This is a genomic window from Hydrogenophaga sp. 5NK40-0174 (assembly GCF_040372165.1).
Classification (GTDB): domain Bacteria; phylum Pseudomonadota; class Gammaproteobacteria; order Burkholderiales; family Burkholderiaceae_C; genus Hydrogenophaga.
Genome location: NZ_BAABWG010000001.1, coordinates 481,991 through 500,056, shown reverse-complemented (window position 1 = coordinate 500,056; position 18,066 = coordinate 481,991). Strand labels below are relative to the sequence as shown.

Genomic DNA, 18,066 nt, shown 5'->3' with positions numbered 1-18,066 from the left:
GTCTGTCATACCCTGCCCCTGCCTTGGATCATCCACACCTCACGCGCGGCATCCTGCTCGCCACCCTGGCGACTGCCTGCTTTGCTTCTCTGGACACGACGTCGCAGTTCGTGGGCAAGGCCGTGCCTGTGTTCATGGCGGTGTGGCTGCGCTTTACCGTCCAGACTCTCATGACGGTTGTCCTCCTCTGGCCACAGAAGCGCTCAAGGCTGTTCAAGACGCAGGCGCCCGGTTGGCAAGCCCTGCGCGGCACGCTGATGGTCACCTCCGGCGTGGTCGCTTTCATCAGTCTGCGTCATGTACCGGTCGGTGAGTTCACCGCGGTACTCATGCTCACGCCGCTTGTGATCACTCTGCTGGCCTCTTTCCTGTTGCGCGAAAAGGTCTCCGCCCTGGCCTGGCTGCTCGTCGCCGGCGGCATGCTGGGCGCATTGATCGTGGTGTACCCCAAGGACGGAGAGCTTCACCTCGGTCTCCTCTTGCCGCTGCTGCTGGTGTTGGTCAACGCCGCCTATCAGGTGGTGACAAGCAAGATGGTCCGCACCGAAGACCCGGGCACCATGCACTTCTATACCGGACTGACCGGTCTCACACTGGGAACCGTCTTGCTGCCCTGGACATGGGAACCACTGGCAGAGCCCAGACTGTGGTTTCTGGTGGGCTTGCTCGGCGTTTTCGGTTCGCTGGGCCATTACCTGCTGATTCGCGCATACGGGTTTGCACCCGCGTCGAAGGTCACGCCGTTCCTGTACGCACAGATTGCATTCGCCACCTTGCTGGGGGCACTGGTCTTCGGCTACATACCCGATGCCTGGACCTGGGGCGGCATTGCGCTGATCGTGGTGTGTGCCTGGCTGGGTACGAGGACAAAGTAGCCTCTCGCTCCCCCATCATCGACACGATTCGACAATTCGCCTGGCAAGCATCAGGCACTGTGTGTCGTACCCGCCGCCAAACAGCCGGGCATGGTTGAGCAGGTGTACCAGCTGATAGACGCGTTTGCGCTGCGCATAGCCCTCTGCCACTGGCAGCACTTCGCCGTAGGCACTCCAGAAGCCGGAAGGAGGCAAACCGAAAAGCTCCATCATGGCCAGTTCGGCTTCCGGGTCAGAAACCGAGACGGCAGGATCAAAGACAACGGGCTGACCTGCGTTGGCACTCTCGGCTTCTCCACCGACAGCGGACCAGTTGCCGCTCCACAGATCACCATGAATCAGTGACGCCCTCGGCTCGTAGTCGTCGATATCGAACAGCCGCGGCAAGACTTCGTGCACGACTCGCCCCACGGCACCGATCAGCTCGGCACCCAGACCATTCGCCATGGGCAGGAGCCTCTGGTTGGCCAGAAAGTCCAGCCACCCCTCTCGTCCCCCCACTACAGACCAGGCATTGTCCTGCGGTGTGCTGCCCAGCCAGTTATTGCGGTGCCAGCCATAACGGCCATCGCCCGGCGGAGCTAATGCGTGCAGGCTGGCCAGCGCGTGACCGAAGCGCTCACCAAACTCCGGCCCTCCCGCCCCGGAGAGTGGCAGCCACTCCAGGGCAAGCACGGACCAGGCCTCTGCCTCATAGACCGCCACCAGCCTTGGCACACGTATGGTGGCCGTGGCGGCGATCGCGCTCAGGCCATCCGCCTCGGCCGCCAGCACATCCCCGCGCTCGCTCGTCGGCATTGCTTTGACGAACAGGTCGGGCTGGCCCGGCGCCTTGGCACGATACGTCTGGCAAAAGCTGCTGGCCTGCAAGGCGCTCACCTGCCACCGCCCCGGCACCTTCGAGGCGATGAGTTCAGACATGCGAGGTGAGTTCATCATGCGAGAGAAGATCGGTTCGTCCTTCGCCAGCGGCTCGCCGCCGATGGCGCCCAAGCAGATTCGGTCCATTGTGGCACCCCCAGGGCATGGCGCCAGGCCTCGAAAGAGGAAAAGCAGGCAAGCAGCCGCAACATTTTGAAAGCAAGCTTGCATGCCCATCGGGGAAAACCCCGCCCCCAAATGACAGGGGTTTGCCAGCCTTGAACAGGGGGGATTGGAGTATTCTGAATCGTGGCGCCCACAATGGTCGGGATATCCCCGGGGACGCCTTTCACTTTTTTTCTTGAGGAGACAACCATCATGCGTCTGATGCACAAATTCGGACTGGGTCTGGCCATCTCGGCAGCCCTGGTCAGCGGTGCCGCCGTAGCCCAGAAACAGCAATTCATCAACGTGCTCACTGGCGGGCAAAGCGGTGTGTACTACCCGATCGGAGTTGCGCTCTCCCAGATCTTCAGCAAAGCCATTCCGGACTCCCGCCCTACCGCACAGGTGACCAAGGCCTCTGCCGAGAACCTGAACCTGCTGCAGGCTGGCCGTGGCGAGCTGGCCATTGCACTGGGTGATGCCGTGTCGTACGCATGGGAAGGCAACGAAGAAGCTGGCTTCAAGACCAAGCTTGACAAGCTGCGCGGTCTTTCGGCCACCTACAGCAACTACATCCAGATCGTGGCCAGCGAAGAGTCCGGCATCAAGTCCCTGGCTGACCTCAAGGGCAAGCGTGTGTCGGTCGGTGCGGCCAAATCCGGTACCGAGCTCAACGCCCGCGCCATCTTCAAGGCAGCCGGCCTGTCGTATGAAGATCTGTCCAAGACCGAGTACCTGCCTTTTGGTCAGTCGGTTGAACTCATCAAGAACCGCCAGCTCGACGCCACCCTGCAATCGGCCGGCCTGGGCGTGGCGTCCATTCGTGACCTGGCCACCTCGGTCAAGATCGTGGTGATTCCGGTACCCGCCGACGTGGTCAGCAAGGTTGGCAGCGCGGCTTACCAGCCAGCCGTCATTCCTGCCGGCACCTATGACGGCCAGACTGCTGACGTCCCTACCGCTGCCATCGCCAACTACCTGGTGACACACTCCGGCGTGTCTGACGATCTGGCCTACGCCATGACCAAGGCCATGTACGAAAACCTGGACACCCTCTACGCAGCCCACAATGCTGCCAAGGTGATCAAGCTCGAAGGCGCCACCAAGGGCATGCCTGTACCACTGCACCCTGGCGCAGAGCGCTACTACAAGGAAAAAGGCGTGATCAAGTGATCTGATCACTTCACCAATCCCGGCCCCTGATGGGGCCGTTTTCCGTTTTGCCAGCGCCGAGTTCAAGTCATGCACGAAGAAGAATCTCCGTCACACCAGCACACGCCCGACATCGATCGAGGCCTCATTTTCTGGATAGCCATCGCTTTCTCCTGCTTCCAGATCGTCACAGCCGCCTTCAGCCCGATGTCGAGCCAGGTGGTGCGCGCCATCCACGTTGGCTTCGTGTTGCTCCTGATCTTCACCCTCTTCCCCTACTTCAGGGGGCATCTGGGTGGCCTGGGGCATGTTGGTCGCATCATCGGCTGGACGCTGGGCGTGGTGGGTTTTGCATTCAGCTTCTACCACTGGGTGTATGAAGACGACCTGACCTTGCGCGCCGGTGAACTGATCGAGGCCGACTGGGTCATCGGCACGGTTCTGCTGGCCATGGTGTTTGAAGCGGCGCGGCGCGTCATGGGCTGGGGTCTGCCACTGATCTGCGGCATCTTCCTGGCCTATGCCATCTGGGGCGACCTCCTGCCAGGCGCTTTCGCCCACCGCGGCTACGGCATGGACCAGGTCATCAGCACGCTGAGCTTCGGCACAGAGGGCATCTACGGCACCCCTACCTACGTTTCATCCACGTACATCTTCCTGTTCATCCTGTTCGGCTCCTTCCTGGAGCAGGCCGGCATGATTCGCCTGTTCAACGATTTCGCCATGGGCACGGTCGGCCACACCAAGGGTGGGCCAGCCAAGGTGTCTGTGATTTCCTCCGGCCTGATGGGCACCATCAACGGCTCTGGCGTGGCCAACGTTGTCACTACCGGCCAGTTCACCATTCCGCTCATGAAGCGCTTCGGCTACAGCTCGGCTTTTGCCGGCGGCGTGGAGGCCACCGCCAGCATGGGCGGACAAATCATGCCGCCGGTGATGGGGGCCGTGGCCTTCATCATGGCCGAGACCATCGACGTGGAGTACGTCGAGATCGTCAAGGCAGCTCTGATTCCCGCCATCCTGTACTTCGTCACCGCCTTCTGGATGGTGCACCTGGAAGCAGGACGCAAGGGCTTGCTGGGCTTGCCCAAATCAGAATGCCCCAGCCCATGGACAGCCATGCGAGAGCGCTGGCACTTGCTACTGCCGCTGGCCGGCCTGGTGGGCCTGCTGTTCTCCGGCTACACACCGCTCTTTTCCGGAACGGTGGGCCTGGGGCTGACGGTCATTCTCATCTTCGGTGCCGCCGTGATGACGGGCGTCCAGGGGCTGGCCTTACGGGGCATCTTCTGGGTCTTGCTGGCCATCGCCTGCTCTGGATTCTTCACGTTTGGCGTGGGCACTTTCTTCGTGCTCACCGCCATTCTGGTGGCGCTGACTTACATCCGACGCACAGGCGCTGACGCGCGCCAACTCGCCGTCAAGGCGCTGGTTGACGGTGCCCGCCACGCGCTGCCTGTGGCCATTGCCTGCGCCTTGGTGGGCGTGATCATCGGTGTCATCAACCTCACCGGCGTTGCCACCGAGCTGGGTGGCCGCATCATTGCCATCGGTGAGAGCAATCTGTTTCTGGCACTGTTCCTCACCATGATCACCTGCCTGGTGCTGGGCATGGGCATTCCCACCATTCCCAACTACATCATCACCAGCTCGCTGGCCGCACCCGTGCTGCTGGAGCTGGGTGTGCCGCTGGTGGTCTCGCACATGTTCGTCTTCTACTTCGGCATCATGGCCGACCTCACGCCACCCGTGGCACTGGCGGCCTTCGCTGCAGCCCCCATTGCAAAAGAGTCCGGCCTGAAGATCAGCTTCCAGGCCATACGCGTGGCCATCGCCGGCTTCATCATGCCTTACATGGCTGTCTACAGCCCTGCGTTGATGCTGCAGGGCGACAGCATGGTCGCCACCGCGTGGGTCGTGTTCAAGGCGCTGGTCGCTATCGGCATGTGGGGTGCCGCCGCCATCGGGCACCTGGTGGGCCCATTGCGCTGGTGGGAACGCGTCATCGCATTCGCTTCAGCCAGTTGCCTGGTGGTGGCCCTGCCGCTCACCGATGAGATCGGCCTCGGTGCGGTGACCGCTTTCGTGGTCTGGCACATCTGGCGCACACGCCAGTCTGCCGCCACCGCATGAGTGGTTCGGCTGTAGAAACACTGGGAGAACTGGGCGCCTGCCTGGTCCTGGCCACCGCACAAACAGCGGCGCCCGGCGTGAACGCCACCGCACAGGAGGTGTTCATGCCTGGCGAACGATTCACGCTGGCCTGGACGCACTCGATTGAAAAGGTGCGCTGGGAGGAAGACTATCGGATCGTTGTACCCAAGGTGCATGGCTCCAGTGAGCGCCCGCAACTGCTCATTGAAGCTGCCCGCATTCGGGGTACCGGCGCCGGCATGGAGCCCCCCGCCGATGCCGTGCTCAAGGACGGCTGGTACCACTACCATCCAAAGACACCGAGCCCCTATGAGCAGCGCCTGACCCGCTCGCCTTACACAGCCGACTACGAATGGTGCTCAGCGGACAAGCAGTGCCAGCCCATGGGTGAACTGCTCCTCAGCGATGGTGGCATTACCCTGTTGCGGCCTTGCCGGGCACCACGGCCAGCTGCACCTCGTCGCTGAAGCGCCCCATACAGGTTGACAAAGCCGCTGCAGTGACCAACTTCATTCCCCTGCTCGCGCCCGACTTCGCGCTGATTGCATGCGGCGCGCTTTTGTGCCGACACACCGCTTTGGACCGCCGTGTGTGGGAGCCAGTCGAAGCACTCGTCTACTATTTCCTGTTCCCTGTTTTGCTGTTCCAGGCCATCATCAGTCGTCCTTTGGACCTGGGCGCAATGTCCGGCCTGATGGGCGCTGGCGTGGCATTGGCATTGACAGGCATCGCCCTGGCCTACTCCCTGCCCTACTGGCCCATCTGGGGAAAGACATTTGACCCGCGTCGCCACGCCGCCAGCGCTCAGGTTGCCTTTCGGTTCAACTCTTTCATCGCCCTGGCTCTGTCACAGCGACTGCTTGGCAGCGAAGGCTTGGCCTTGGTCTCCGTGCTGGTCGGCGTCTGCGTACCCATTTTCAACACCGCCGCCGTCTGGCCCATGGCAAAGCATTCCGGGCGCGGTTTTGGTCGCGAGCTGGCGCGCAACCCGTTGATCATTGGCACACTCTCTGGCTTGCTCGCCAACCTGGGGGGCTTGAGCATTCCCGAATGGATGGCACCCACACTGGAACGCATTGGCCAATCGTCACTGCCACTGGGCCTGATGGCCGCTGGCGCGGGCATGCGCCTCGCCTCCCTGGCGCAAGCCAAACGCCTGGCCACGGCCGTCCTCTTCATCAAGCACGCATCGCTGCCACTTGCCGCCTGGGCCATGGGGTCCCTGTTCGGACTGAATACATCAGAACAGACCGTCCTCCTTCTGTTCAGCGCTGTGCCCACCGCGTCGAGCTGCTACGTGCTGGCGACGCGCATGGGATACGACGGGCCCTATGTGGCCTCGCTGGTCACGGTCTCTACGGCGTTGGCCGCATTGAGTCTTCCGATGGCGTTGGCATTGGCTGGGGTATGAAGCAAATCCGAACCGGTTTTTCTAACTGACTCAGACATCGGTCAGCATCCATCCCGGAACAGCCATCGCCCCACCATTCCGCACCCGACCGAACGTCAAGCGCTTAGAGGGGATTTCCGTCTGTCTCGCTGCCTTGATTCGCGTCATCCCTGAAACCGTACTTTCGCGCCAGCTCATCCATCTCACGGCGATCCCGCCGATGCATCCGCCAAGTCACAACGGCCCCACCTGCCAGCACCACGGCGAGGCCAAGCCAAAAGACCAGCGAACCGATGTGGTCGTACTCGACCAGCCACAGTTGCGAAAGATGTCCACACCACGGCCTTCGGCGACGGCGACAAGGTCCGACCAGATCATTGCAATCACAACCGCCGGCGACGGCACACCTATCACCAGCAAGTAGACCAAAGGCGATTGCCACAAAGCTCCGGCACGACGCTCTGGCTTTGTCACGCTGGGGGCGCTACCTTTTGGCCGCGCATCATTTGCGAACTCATTGTTGTCTGTCATGCGCTATCTCTCCGGGTAGGCCCATACCCATAGCAACGCCACCAGGCACCACTGCACCAATCCCAGCAAGGCAGCTGAAACCACTGCCACCATCGACCCATGATCCAACAAGAGCGAACCTGTCGCCGCAGGAAAGCCAGAGAACATCAAGGCAAGATGAACGCCCGCACCGCCATCACCGATGTGAAACCATGCAACACCAACATTGACCACCGCCCAGGCAGCATACCAAGCGGCAACTCTTTGCACGCGTGAACGTGTGCTGTTGTTCATATCCCTCCCTGCTCACAAGATCCACTGAACCTTCCCCCCACATCCAGAGGGCAGCCATGCGCTTGCATTGGCACCATAAACCAAAACAAAGGGGAAGCCCACTCAAGCGCATCCCCTCGTGTTTCACCAAAGGTTCTTTCTACGCCGGCATCACCGCTTCAATCGATTGAGTCGCAAGCGCCTGTGCCGCCTTGGGCAGTGTGCGAATGCAGATTGAGTGTGGGTCAGGAACAAAGGCCTGTTCCAGCTCGGTCGCGGCGATTGCAGACGCTACTGTCAGTGCATCTGAGTTGGGGCCCCCGAGTCACTCAAAGCGGCACACCACCCTACCTTCCCTGCGACAACAGAGCCACAATGCCCATTAAGAAGACACCGATCCCCATGGGAATAGACATCACGCCAACCAACCAAACGGGGATAAGAATGGCGCCTCCAGCACTCCAGTCGCCAGAGTGCGTAAAGTTCAACATCCATTGGATCAAGGACCATCCACCCAGCGACATCAATGGTCCTCCGATCAGGCCCAGGAATGGCGCATCCCTCACCATGGACCAAAGGGTCTCCTTAGACCCATACATCGAAGAGACGCTTGAGTCGCTGTAACCGGTATCAGACCGAGGCGGCGGCGGTGGTGCAGCCACTTTCACGCCAAAGGCGATCACAATTTCGCTCGTCGACAGGCACATGCCCGACCACCAGCGTTTCTTGTCTCCCGGCAATTGGTCGACTCGCAGAAAAGCCGGCGCATCTTCGCTACGGCCCTGCCACGCCTCCTTGAACCGCAGCCTCTCTCCAACCGCATGTGGGTAGCCCATTTCCCCGTGAACGAAATGACAGGTAACCTCTTTCTCGTCTGAAAACTCGTATTTCGCCCCACTATGGCTCAAATGTCCCTTCTCTCTTGAGACCTTGACGTCGTGGTCATGAATGGCTCGCAAAAACTGCCAGTCGTGACCTCTTTGCACCAGCAGTGCTTCGCCACCCGAATCCGATCGCAACTGGAATTGAGTGGTCATGGATTTGGCGGTCTTGTCTGCCGGCTTTTCCTTCGGACCAAACCTTTCATAGCCAACAACTGTCCACTCCGAGCCTTCAATCACGCCGATCGCATCGATCATTTGCCCTGGTTGAAGCATGGAAGCGCTCTCAACCACGCTCATCGACAGCGCCTCATTGAGTTGAGGAAATGCGTTGCCCACTTCTTCCCGCTTGACAGTCTGCCCTTCCAGCCAGTACTCCTCGTCACCATCCATTTCACCGAACAGAAAGCGCATGGTGCCTTCCACAGGGGAGTGGCGGTAGTCCATGCACACAACATTTCGTTCCAAGCGCACCCGCCTGGCAAACTCGCCAATCGCGTTGGACGTGGAAGCCCCGAACTGGTTGACGCGGTAGTACTCATTGCCTTGAAAGGAGGCCTTACCGCGGGTGACAGATAGGGATGGCGCTCCGGCCGATCGTCGAAACAAACGCCAAGTACCGCGCAACTCGATCAATTGCGCGAAGCCTTCATCGCGGTTGTAGAGGTGGTAGTGAGACCAGACGAAGGCATCGAGAGACGAATCCCCTACCCTTTTTTCATAGCCAACAACCTCCCAGGTTTTGCCCTGAAGGTCACCCGTCGTCCCCAGAGGGATCAATGGCGCAAAGCCTGCTGCCAAAGACGCCCGTTCACCCGACAACATGCTGAAGTCGCTCAAGTCGATCAAGGTGCCACAAGACACACACGTCGCCGAAGACGCGCTTTTTGCATACACATCCACTCGTCCTCCGCAGGACGGACATGAAATTCTCTCGATGTTGGCAGTGTTGTCGCCGTCCGGGAGGTCGGCGTCGAGCTTCAACCTATTCAAGCTCACCCGATCACCCAACCAGAACGCTGGCTGCTCTACAGCGTAGTCAATGCGCAGCACTTTGCCTGTATTGCTGCGCAGCTCGATCAAGCCAAACGTTTCGCCAGGAAGCAATGCATGCCCTACCTCACCTTCCGCGCCTCCTTGCGAGCATGTGCGAATGGCGCCCACCTTGAATTCAAGCCGATTGAGCCAGATGGACTGGCCCAGCACCCAAGCATCCAGCGGCAACTGGGCCACCTGCTGACCCAGGAACTCATACCAGACGTAGCCCCCGTCCGTTTCACTGAGTTGCGACACCCGTCCATCATCTCTGGCCACATGCCAATCTGTGTGCCAGGTGTTGTCGTCCTCAAACTGCTCACGGCCCACAAGCCGAAACGGGACCCCGATTCGCTCGCCCTCCTGGTTCAGTCGAAGCTGACTGTGGCCCAAGAACTCGTCGCCAGATCGCCCCACTCGGGACCAGCTCTTCGAGCGCCTAGCCAAGGTCGAACCGCAATGGGCGCATACAACAAATCGAACAGCCGAGCTGCTGAAATCGAGACGGGTACCGCAGCCAGGACAAAGAGCGCTGCGTGTCCGTTCATCTGCTTTGGGCTCCAAGTTCAATTCTGTGGTCATCGTGTGATCACTCCCTCCGCATGGAGCTCAGTAGAGACTCTGCACCGCTTCGCACGAGCTCCTGCAGTCGGTTCCCGAATATGGAACCCACCAAAGCCAACGCGGCACACACCAGCAAAGTGATGGCGATGGGAGATTGGGCGTTCATCGTCCAGAGTCTGATACCCCACGCTAGAAACAATACCCCTATCACCCCCATCCCGACTCGCCTACGAAGGTCTTGCCAATCGAGGGGGCGCGCATTATTGACCAATGCGGAGTCATAGCCGATGTCTGGAAGCACCAAAGGTACCCCAGCACATTCTTCGCCCTGATGCCTAGTGGCTGGATTGTCGAAATCAATCACCGCAAAGGCAGCAGACACATCGTCCTGCGCTACCTCTTTTCCGATCCACATGCGATCCGCAGAGCCGCCGCCCCCCGCCCACCACACGATGGCCTCTTCGCCACTCTCTGCAGCTACCTGCCGGAAGACTCGAAGCTCGGTCTCAGCTGCACTTGGAAGCACTTGCGCTTCTTCCTCTGTATCATTCCCCAGACAAGCGATCGTCGCCCGGTACTTGCCGGTTAAGCCATACTCCCTCACATCGACCATCAGGGACGCACCATCAGTGCTCAACGGGAATGCTTCGCGCAACTCCTTCAAAAAATGCCAATCGTCCCCACGGTCCACCAGCATGGCGGTGCGTCCGCGAAAGTCTGTCAGTTGATACTGGGTCCAGCCGAACGCGCCTTGTCCATTCTGGAGAGAGATCCGGTCGACCTTGGTCACGCGCCGGTCGGCTTTCTCAAAATAGCCAAATGCATCCAGGAGCAAGCGCGGCATTGGCGGCGAGCCTGTGTCATCTACCAGTTTGCTGGGCCAAGGGGCTGACTCGGCGGAAAGGCCCTCAGAAGCAAGACCGCCCACAGCCGACGCCACACCGGCGGCGACCAAGCCAGAGGCGACCGAACCTGCAGATAGCATTCCCTGGTTTTCAAGGAGACCCAAGCGTTCCAGCGAAACTTCCCTGCCCAACCAAATTCGAGGATCCTTGCGAGAGTAGTCCACCCAAAGCCAGCCCCTGCCCGCGCTCATCAGTGTCACCAGCCCAAACGTATCCTCTGACTTCAGCGGCCGGGTAACAGCGCCACGCGCACTCGTCTGCCGCCTCATCTGCTTCGCCACCACGCGGTATGAAACGCCATTCAACCGCGCGGTCGCGCCTTCAATCCACTGGTCAAACGGCGGAAGCGCTGCTTTGGATCCAAGAGGCGTAAACCATCGGGCACTCCCATCGGCCGATGTACTCAGTAACGCCATCCGTCCATCGTCATAACAGGCAAACCAATCACATTGGACGTTGCCAGCTTCGTCCGAATGCTCTTCTTGCCCTTGCAACCGGAAACGCTGGCCACCCAACTCGCCCGCTTGTTTCATGCGCAACGAACCGGCGCCAGTGAACGACTTTCCCGACCGTCCAACGTAGGACCAAGCCTCTTGGTTGCGCACGACCATTGTGGTGCAGTGGTTGCACACCAAGACGCTGGCACCCTCGCATGGCGTCCAGAGCTCTGTCTCGCAAGTGGGGCAATGCACAGGATGAATCATCTGGCTGCTCTCGTTAAACAGTCAGCAGCCTTGACCACCGAAAGCCCATCTTTCACCGTCGCATTGCAACAAGCCGTGCAGTGCCGGTCCAGAGAACACTCGACTGAAAATCACGGAAAAAATCATCACTTCCAGTTCACGCTTTCAGTCCAGTTCATTGCCTTCCGCACACCGGACCAGGCAAACCCCAGCCCTGCGATGGCAAAGAACGCCGTGTAGGCGTAGCCGCCAAACATCGGACCCAACACTTCATGAATCAGCTGAGAGAAAAGCGCAGTCCTTCCGCCGCTTGGAGTTGAACTGGGCTGAAACGCAAAAAGAATGGCAGCGCCAAAACAACCCAGACCTGCCCAGCCATGGGACGTAGCAAAGAAGCGCCTCGCCGCGGGGCGCTCTTTCATCGGAATGACGATGGGTCTTCCGTCTTTGTCGTACATGTTGTTCCTCCCTGTTGCTCTGGGTCATACGATTCGGCCCAGGCAGTCTTCAAGTCCGATCATAGGCCGCGCTTGTTGCTCCGCGCGCTCAACGGCCGTATCCACACCCCACAACCGTGCGTCTTTTCTTGTGTCGCACCGATTTCGGGGTATGACTGATGCAGGGCCACCACAAAAAGGAAAGGGAGACGCCTTTCGGCGTCTCCCTGGCGAGCAAAAGCGGCCAGGTGGCCACGTGAAGAATCACCCCTTCTTCAAAGCTTCCGTATCAAACGGCAAACTCCGCAAGCGCTTGCCCGTTGCCGCGAAGATGGCGTTTGCCACCGCTGGTGCAATCGGCGGTGTGCCGGGCTCGCCAATACCGCCAGGCGCTTCCGTGCTGTCCACGATGTGAACTTCCACCTTGGGCATTTCGTTGGCGCGGAGCATCTGGTAATCGTGGAAGTTGCTTTGCTGCACACGGCCGTCTTTGATGTCGAGCTTGCCGTAGAGCGCCGCCGTCAAACCAAAGACGATGGCGCCTTCGATCTGCCGCTCGATGATGGTGGGGTTGACCGTCATGCCGCAGTCCACTGCCGCAACCACGCGGTGCACCTTGGGCTTGCCATCGGCTCCAACTGACACTTCTGCAACCTCGGCCACATAGCTGCCAAAGCTCTGTGCCACGGCAATGCCGCGGTGAACACCGGCCGGTAGCGGCTTGCCCCAGCCAGCCTTCTCGGCAGCCAGCTCCAGCACCTGCTTGTAGCGCGGCTGTTTGCTCATCAAGCCGCGACGGAACTCGAATGGATCCTTGCCAGCGGCGGCTGCCATCTCGTCGATGAAGCTCTCGCTGAAGAAGATGTTTTGCGAGTGGCCGACCGAGCGCCAGAACCACACCTGCGGCCCCGGCTCCTGCCGGCCATAGGCGATGCGCTGGTGCGGGATGTCATATGGGTGGTCATTGATGCCTTCCATCGCAAAGCTGTCCACACCGGTCTCGGGAATCTTCATGAAGCCCGAGGCGGCCATGATGGAAGGCGAGCCCACTCCGGCGGTGAAGGACACCGGCTTGCCATCGTCAGACAAACCGCCCTCGAATTGCGCCACAGCGGCTGGCCGGTAGAAGCCTGCTGCCATGTCGTCTTCGCGTGTGTACATGAGCTTGACGGGTGCACCACTGATCTTGGAGAGCACCGTGGCGTCGATGACAAAGTCTGGTGCGAAGCGCCGGCCGAAGCCGCCGCCGAGCATCATGGTGTTGACCTTGACCTTGCCCGGGTCAACAGAGGCCACCTGGCTCAGAATGCCTTGCACAGGCCCCTGGCTTTGCGTGCCCGCCCAGATCTCCACCTCGCCCTTGTCTGCCTTGACCCACGATGTGCAGTTCATCGGCTCCATGCAAGCATGCGCCAGGTAGGGGGCGTCGTAAGTGGCCTTGATGGTCTTCGCAGCCTTGGCAGACGCCACATCGCCTTCCTTGCGCGCGATGGCCTCGGCCTTGTTGGCGCCTTCGGTCAGCATGGCGGTGACCTTGGCATTGTCCAGGCCCGTGTTGGGGCCGAGGTCCCAATCGATCTTGAGCGCGTCGCGCCCTTTTTTGGCTGCCCAGTAGCCAGTGGCCAGCACAGCCACGCCGCTGTCCAGCGGAATCACTGCCTTGACACCCTTGGTGGCCTTGGCCGCAGCGTCGTCCACCTTGGCCGCTTTGGCACCCGGCATCGGCGCACGTGCCATCACGGCCACCAGCATGCCGGGCAGGTTCACGTCCAGGCCGTATTTCGCTGAACCGTCGGTCTTGCCTTTGGTATCGAGCCGGTGCTTGCGTTGCCCCAGAATTTTGAAGTCGGACTTGGGCTTGAGCTCCACTTTCTCTGGCGGCTTCTGCTGGGCAGCTGCGCCCACCAGCTCGCCGTAGCTGAGCTTCTTGCCACTGGCCTTGTGCATGACATGGCTGTTGGCCGTGCTGCATTCGCTTGCCGGCACTTTCCATTGCTGAGCAGCCGCAGCGATGAGCATGGCGCGCGCCGTGCCGCCGGCTCGGCGCACCACCTCCCAGTGCCCACGCACTGTGGTGGAGCCACCGGTGGCTTGCATGCCGAAGGCGGGGTTGTTGTAAGAGGCGCTCACCGGCGCTTGCTCCACGCCCACCTTCGTCCAGTCAGCGTCCAGCTCCTCGGCCAGCAATTGCGGAATGGCGGTCAGAACGCCCTGGCCCATCTCGGACGACCCACACACCACCGTGATGTGGTTGTCGGGCGTGATGCGCAGCCAGGCATTGGGCGCAAAGTTTTTGTCGGCGGCGGCCAGTGCACGGCCCGATGTGGGCAAGGTGAAGCCAATCACCAGCGCAGTGGCGCCAGCGCTGGCCAGAAAACCCCGCCGCGTGGTGGAAACGATGGAAGCAGCAGGCGCGTCATCGGATGCGCTTGCCCCTGCGAATGCTCGGCCCTGATCCTGGTCTTGAACGTGAATCATGATCAGCCTCCCTTGCTCAGCGTGACCGAGGCCACCTTGATGGCCGCCTTGATCTGGTTGTAAGTGCCGCAGCGGCAAATGTTGCCGCTCATGGCTTCTTCGATGTCGGCATCAGTGGGTTTGGCCTTGGACTTGAGCAAAGCGCAAGCACTCATCACCTGGCCGGACTGGCAGTAGCCGCACTGCGGCACATCGTTCGCCACCCAGGCAGCCTGCACTGCCTTGCCTTGCGGCGTGGCACTCACAGCCTCGATCGTCGTGATCGTCTTGCCTTGCACCGATGAAATGGGCGTCACACAGGAACGCACGGCCTGGCCGTCCACATGCACGGTGCATGCTCCGCACAGAGACATGCCGCAGCCAAACTTGGTGCCGGTCAGTTGGAGGTCTTCACGCAATGCCCAGAGCAAGGGCATGTCGGGGTCGGCATCGACGGATGCCGCCTTCCCGTTCACATTCAAAGTCACCATGGGGTTGTCTCCGTGTTGTGGTTCACGCAAGGCGCAGCGAAGCTGCATCATTCAAGCCGTGCCATCCGCCACTCTAGTGAGGCGCTCCCAAGCTGCACTGGGGTAGACCCTGAGTCGCGGTCCCGGACGAGACAAGTGCGCACCCCGCCCCCATGCCACGCAACGCGGAAACGCACCGCCGGCGCGGGAATGGCAATCATTGGGACGTATGACGGCCAATCTTCCAAATTTGCAACCCTTTGTATCGACCAGTCCATTGACAGTCAGGCATCCGGCACAGGCAACAGCCAGTTACTGCATGCGAGACCAGCCCGCCCTTCTTCATCTCAAACACCCACTGGCTCCGCGGTTGCCGGCGTAGCGCTACAGTCGGCCCATGGCTGATTCGAAACACATGCAAAGCACCTTTGTCCCGAGAGGCGTCGAACGTCTCGTCGCCGGCATGGCCACGTCCGACGGCGCCGGCGTATCACTCACCCGCTTGCTCACGCAAGACCTGCAGCATCGCCTGGACCCGTTCCTGATGCTGGACGCCTTTGGCAGCGACGACCCGGATGACTACATTGCCGGGTTTCCCGACCATCCGCACCGTGGTTTCGAAACCGTGACCTACATGATCGCGGGCCGCATGTTGCACCGGGACAGCGCCGGCAACAAAGGCTTGCTGGAAAACGGTGACGTGCAATGGATGACCGCTGCCAAAGGCGTGATCCATTCCGAAATCCCCCAGCAGGAAGACGGCGTGATGGAAGGCTCTCAACTTTGGCTCAATCTGCCCGCCAAAGACAAGATGGCCGCGCCCTGGTACCGCGACTTCAAGCACGAGGCACTGCCACGCTATACGGATACAGGGGGCGCAGAAGTCATCGTCATCGCAGGAGAGAGCAAAGGCACACAAGGCGCCGTTTCACGCGACGCCACGCAGGTGCGTTACCTGGACGTCCACCTGCCCGCAGGCACCTCGTTCGAGCAGGACCTGCCGCCTGAGCACAATGCGTTTGTGGTGCTCTACCGTGGAAGCGCCATGGTCGGCGACAAGCCCGTGCCCCGGGGTCAGATGGCCATCCTGGCCACCAGCCCTGGCCGCAGTGGTGTGCGCATCACTGCCGCCCCATCAGCCAGCGAGCCGACACGCGCCCTGATCATTGCCGGGCGCCCACTGAAGGAGCCCATTGTTCAGTATGGGCCGTTCGTGATGAACACCAAGGAAGAGATCTATCAGGCGCTGGCAGATTTTCGGGATGGGCGGCTGGGGGAATGATCGCGATCCGGCGCAAAGGTGCGGGTCATCAGTGCGTCACGGAAACGTCCCAGAATCTGCGCTAATATCTGCTTCCATTCAGGGGACTCCGCAGCCTCCCCGATTCAAGACGTTCGCGTCCAAGGTCTGCTCCACCACGGATCGCCGAGACGAGTCGATCCGTCAACGGAGTTCGCATGGACAACACAGAACGAAACACCGGTATTTCCCTCACCCGCGCCGATCCAGCCTCGGGCTCTCGCTTCGCCGGCGTGATCAGCCTGGGCCAGGCGTTGCGCTACTGGCTCAAGCTCGGCTTCATCAGTTTTGGCGGGCCAGCGGGCCAGATCGCGCTCATGCACCGAGACCTGGTGGACGACAAGCGCTGGATCTCGGAGAAGCGCTTTCTTCATGCACTGAACTACTGCATGCTGCTGCCAGGGCCTGAAGCCCAGCAGTTGGCGACGTACATGGGCTGGCTGATGCACCGCACCTGGGGCGGCATTCTGGCCGGCGCCTTGTTCGTGCTGCCCTCCCTGTTCATTCTCATTGCTCTGTCCTGGGTGTACATGGCGTATGGCCATACCACTCTGGTGGCTGGCCTTTTCTTCGGCATCAAACCGGCTGTCGTGGCATTGGTGGTGCAGGCGGTGGTCCGCATAGGCTCGCGCACGCTCAGCAACGCCTGGTTGTGGTCGATCGCGGTGGCTTCGTTTGTGGCCATGTTTGTATTGCATGTGCCGTTCCCCGCCATCGTGGCCGTCGCTGGCGCGCTGGGGTGGCTGAGAGGCCGCTTGGCGCCTTCCGCTTTTGGGTCCGGGTCTGGGTCTGGCTCTGCTCACCAGGCGAGCAAAGCGAAACCTTCACATGCACCGGCACTGATCGATGACGACACACCGCTGGCTGAGCACACACGGTTTCGGTGGACCCGCTTTGCGTGGGTGGTCGCCACCGGATTGCTGTTGTGGGCAGCACCCATGGGTTTGCTGGCCTGGGCACTGGGTGCGACGCACCCCTACACCCTGATGGCAGGCTTCTTCACCAAAGCCGCATTGCTCACGTTCGGCGGGGCCTATGCCGTTCTGCCCTACGTGTACCAAGGGGCCGTCGTCAGCCACGGCTGGCTCACGCCCACGCAGATGATGGATGGCCTCGCACTGGGCGAGACCACCCCCGGGCCGTTGATCATGGTGGTGTCGTTTGTGGCCTTCGTGGGCGGATACGTTCTTCAGCCACTGGAGGGCGCATCGGCACTGATGGGTGGCGTGGTGGCAGCGCTCATCGTCACATGGTTCACCTTCCTGCCGTCCTTCATTTTCATTCTCGCCGGTGCCCCGCTGGTGGAATCCACACGTCACGACATCAAGTTCACTGCACCACTGGCCGCCATCACAGCCGCGGTGGTGGGAGTGGTGCTCAACCTTGCCTTGTTCTTTGCGTGGCACACCTGGTGGCCTGCGGGCTGGGAGGGCGGCGTCGCCGCTGTCCCTGTTGCGTTGTCCGTCATGGCTGGACTGGCATTGATTCGCTTCAAACGCTCGCCCATGGAAGTCATCGCTGCCTGCGCCCTGATGGGGTTGGCCGTTCACGCCTTTGTCGCCTGAGGGAGAGCCAGATGAACAAGCAAGATCAGTCTATTCACTCGGAAGCCACGGTATCGGTTTCAGTATCAGACCTCCAAGCCTTGATCGCCGGCAGTGCGCCATTGATTGTCGACGTGCGCCGCAAAGAGGCGCGCGCAACCTCAGGGCGTGACATGCCCGGCGCCATCTGGCGCGACCCAGAGCACTGGCTGCAATGGAAAGATGACATCGCCAGCCGAGGCATACCCCTTGTACTGGCGTGCGCGCATGGTCAGGAAATCAGCCAGGGGTTGACCACGGTCATGCGGGTCATGGGCGCCGATGCGCGCTTCCTTGAGGGCGGGATAGCTGCCTGGATAGAGGCCGGTGGCGCGACCGTTGCGGCGGGCACGGCCAACACCGACTGAACC

Annotated in this window: 15 protein-coding genes; 8 read left to right on the top strand and 7 right to left on the bottom strand. The window is 60.9% G+C overall.

Translation table 11 applies throughout. The features are described from left to right. Window positions 1-23 precede the first annotated feature (23 nt). Window positions 24-875 (top strand): DMT family transporter, encoded by an 852-nt coding sequence (locus tag ABWV89_RS02265; protein WP_353393793.1) that lies wholly within the window; start codon window positions 24-26, stop codon window positions 873-875. A gap of 15 nt (window positions 876-890) precedes the next feature. On the opposite strand, the gene ABWV89_RS02260 is transcribed toward ABWV89_RS02265, so the two are convergent. Next, window positions 891-1,796: a fructosamine kinase family protein gene (locus ABWV89_RS02260; protein ID WP_353393791.1), complete on the bottom strand. Its 906-nt coding sequence runs from the start codon at window positions 1,794-1,796 to the stop codon at window positions 891-893. 318 nt (window positions 1,797-2,114) lie between these two features. Here ABWV89_RS02260 and ABWV89_RS02255 point away from each other — a divergent pair, with 318 nt between their 5' ends. The 4 genes from ABWV89_RS02255 to ABWV89_RS02240 all read left to right on the top strand — a co-directional run bounded on the left by ABWV89_RS02255 (window position 2,115) and on the right by ABWV89_RS02240 (window position 6,618). Next, the gene (locus ABWV89_RS02255) at window positions 2,115-3,074 is read left to right on the top strand and encodes a TAXI family TRAP transporter solute-binding subunit (protein ID WP_353393789.1); all 960 of its coding nucleotides are present in this window, start codon (window positions 2,115-2,117) and stop codon (window positions 3,072-3,074) included. 69 nt (window positions 3,075-3,143) lie between these two features. Further along, window positions 3,144-5,186, top strand: coding sequence for a TRAP transporter permease (locus ABWV89_RS02250; RefSeq protein ID WP_353393787.1), 2,043 nt, complete (start codon window positions 3,144-3,146; stop codon window positions 5,184-5,186). Beyond that, on the top strand, window positions 5,183-5,674 hold the full coding sequence (locus tag ABWV89_RS02245; protein ID WP_353393785.1) for a DUF1850 domain-containing protein: 492 nt from the start codon (window positions 5,183-5,185) through the stop codon (window positions 5,672-5,674). The genes ABWV89_RS02250 and ABWV89_RS02245 overlap by 4 nt, the downstream gene beginning before the upstream one ends. A gap of 32 nt (window positions 5,675-5,706) precedes the next feature. Next, window positions 5,707-6,618, top strand: coding sequence for an AEC family transporter (locus ABWV89_RS02240; RefSeq protein WP_353393783.1), 912 nt, complete (start codon window positions 5,707-5,709; stop codon window positions 6,616-6,618). 513 nt (window positions 6,619-7,131) lie between these two features. Here ABWV89_RS02240 and ABWV89_RS02235 read toward each other — a convergent pair. The 6 genes from ABWV89_RS02235 to ABWV89_RS02210 all read right to left on the bottom strand — a co-directional run bounded on the left by ABWV89_RS02235 (window position 7,132) and on the right by ABWV89_RS02210 (window position 14,833). After that, a complete protein-coding gene (locus tag ABWV89_RS02235; protein ID WP_353393781.1) occupies window positions 7,132-7,401 on the bottom strand; it encodes a hypothetical protein in 270 nt (89 codons plus the stop codon). Between the two features lie 326 nt (window positions 7,402-7,727). Continuing rightward, window positions 7,728-9,689: a DUF4178 domain-containing protein gene (locus tag ABWV89_RS02230; RefSeq protein WP_353393779.1), complete on the bottom strand. Its 1,962-nt coding sequence runs from the start codon at window positions 9,687-9,689 to the stop codon at window positions 7,728-7,730. Between the two features lie 196 nt (window positions 9,690-9,885). Continuing rightward, window positions 9,886-11,298, bottom strand: coding sequence for a hypothetical protein (locus ABWV89_RS02225; RefSeq protein WP_353393777.1), 1,413 nt, complete (start codon window positions 11,296-11,298; stop codon window positions 9,886-9,888). Window positions 11,299-11,594: 296 nt separating this feature from the next. After that, complete coding sequence (locus ABWV89_RS02220) at window positions 11,595-11,906, bottom strand: hypothetical protein (protein WP_353393775.1); 312 nt, start codon at window positions 11,904-11,906, stop codon at window positions 11,595-11,597. A gap of 243 nt (window positions 11,907-12,149) precedes the next feature. Next, window positions 12,150-14,363, bottom strand: coding sequence for a xanthine dehydrogenase family protein molybdopterin-binding subunit (locus ABWV89_RS02215; protein ID WP_353393773.1), 2,214 nt, complete (start codon window positions 14,361-14,363; stop codon window positions 12,150-12,152). 2 nt (window positions 14,364-14,365) lie between these two features. Continuing rightward, window positions 14,366-14,833: a (2Fe-2S)-binding protein gene (locus tag ABWV89_RS02210; RefSeq protein ID WP_353393771.1), complete on the bottom strand. Its 468-nt coding sequence runs from the start codon at window positions 14,831-14,833 to the stop codon at window positions 14,366-14,368. A gap of 376 nt (window positions 14,834-15,209) precedes the next feature. Between ABWV89_RS02210 and ABWV89_RS02205 the strand changes: the two genes are divergently transcribed. From ABWV89_RS02205 to ABWV89_RS02195, 3 genes are all read left to right on the top strand, one after another. Continuing rightward, on the top strand, window positions 15,210-16,094 hold the full coding sequence (locus ABWV89_RS02205; RefSeq protein ID WP_353393769.1) for a pirin family protein: 885 nt from the start codon (window positions 15,210-15,212) through the stop codon (window positions 16,092-16,094). Between the two features lie 176 nt (window positions 16,095-16,270). Next, window positions 16,271-17,677, top strand: a complete 1,407-nt coding sequence (gene chrA / locus ABWV89_RS02200) for a chromate efflux transporter (RefSeq protein ID WP_353393767.1) — start codon at window positions 16,271-16,273, stop codon at window positions 17,675-17,677. Between the two features lie 11 nt (window positions 17,678-17,688). Further along, entirely contained in the window at window positions 17,689-18,063 is a 375-nt protein-coding gene (locus ABWV89_RS02195) for a rhodanese-like domain-containing protein (RefSeq protein ID WP_353393765.1), read from the top strand. Window positions 18,064-18,066: the final 3 nt, after the last annotated feature.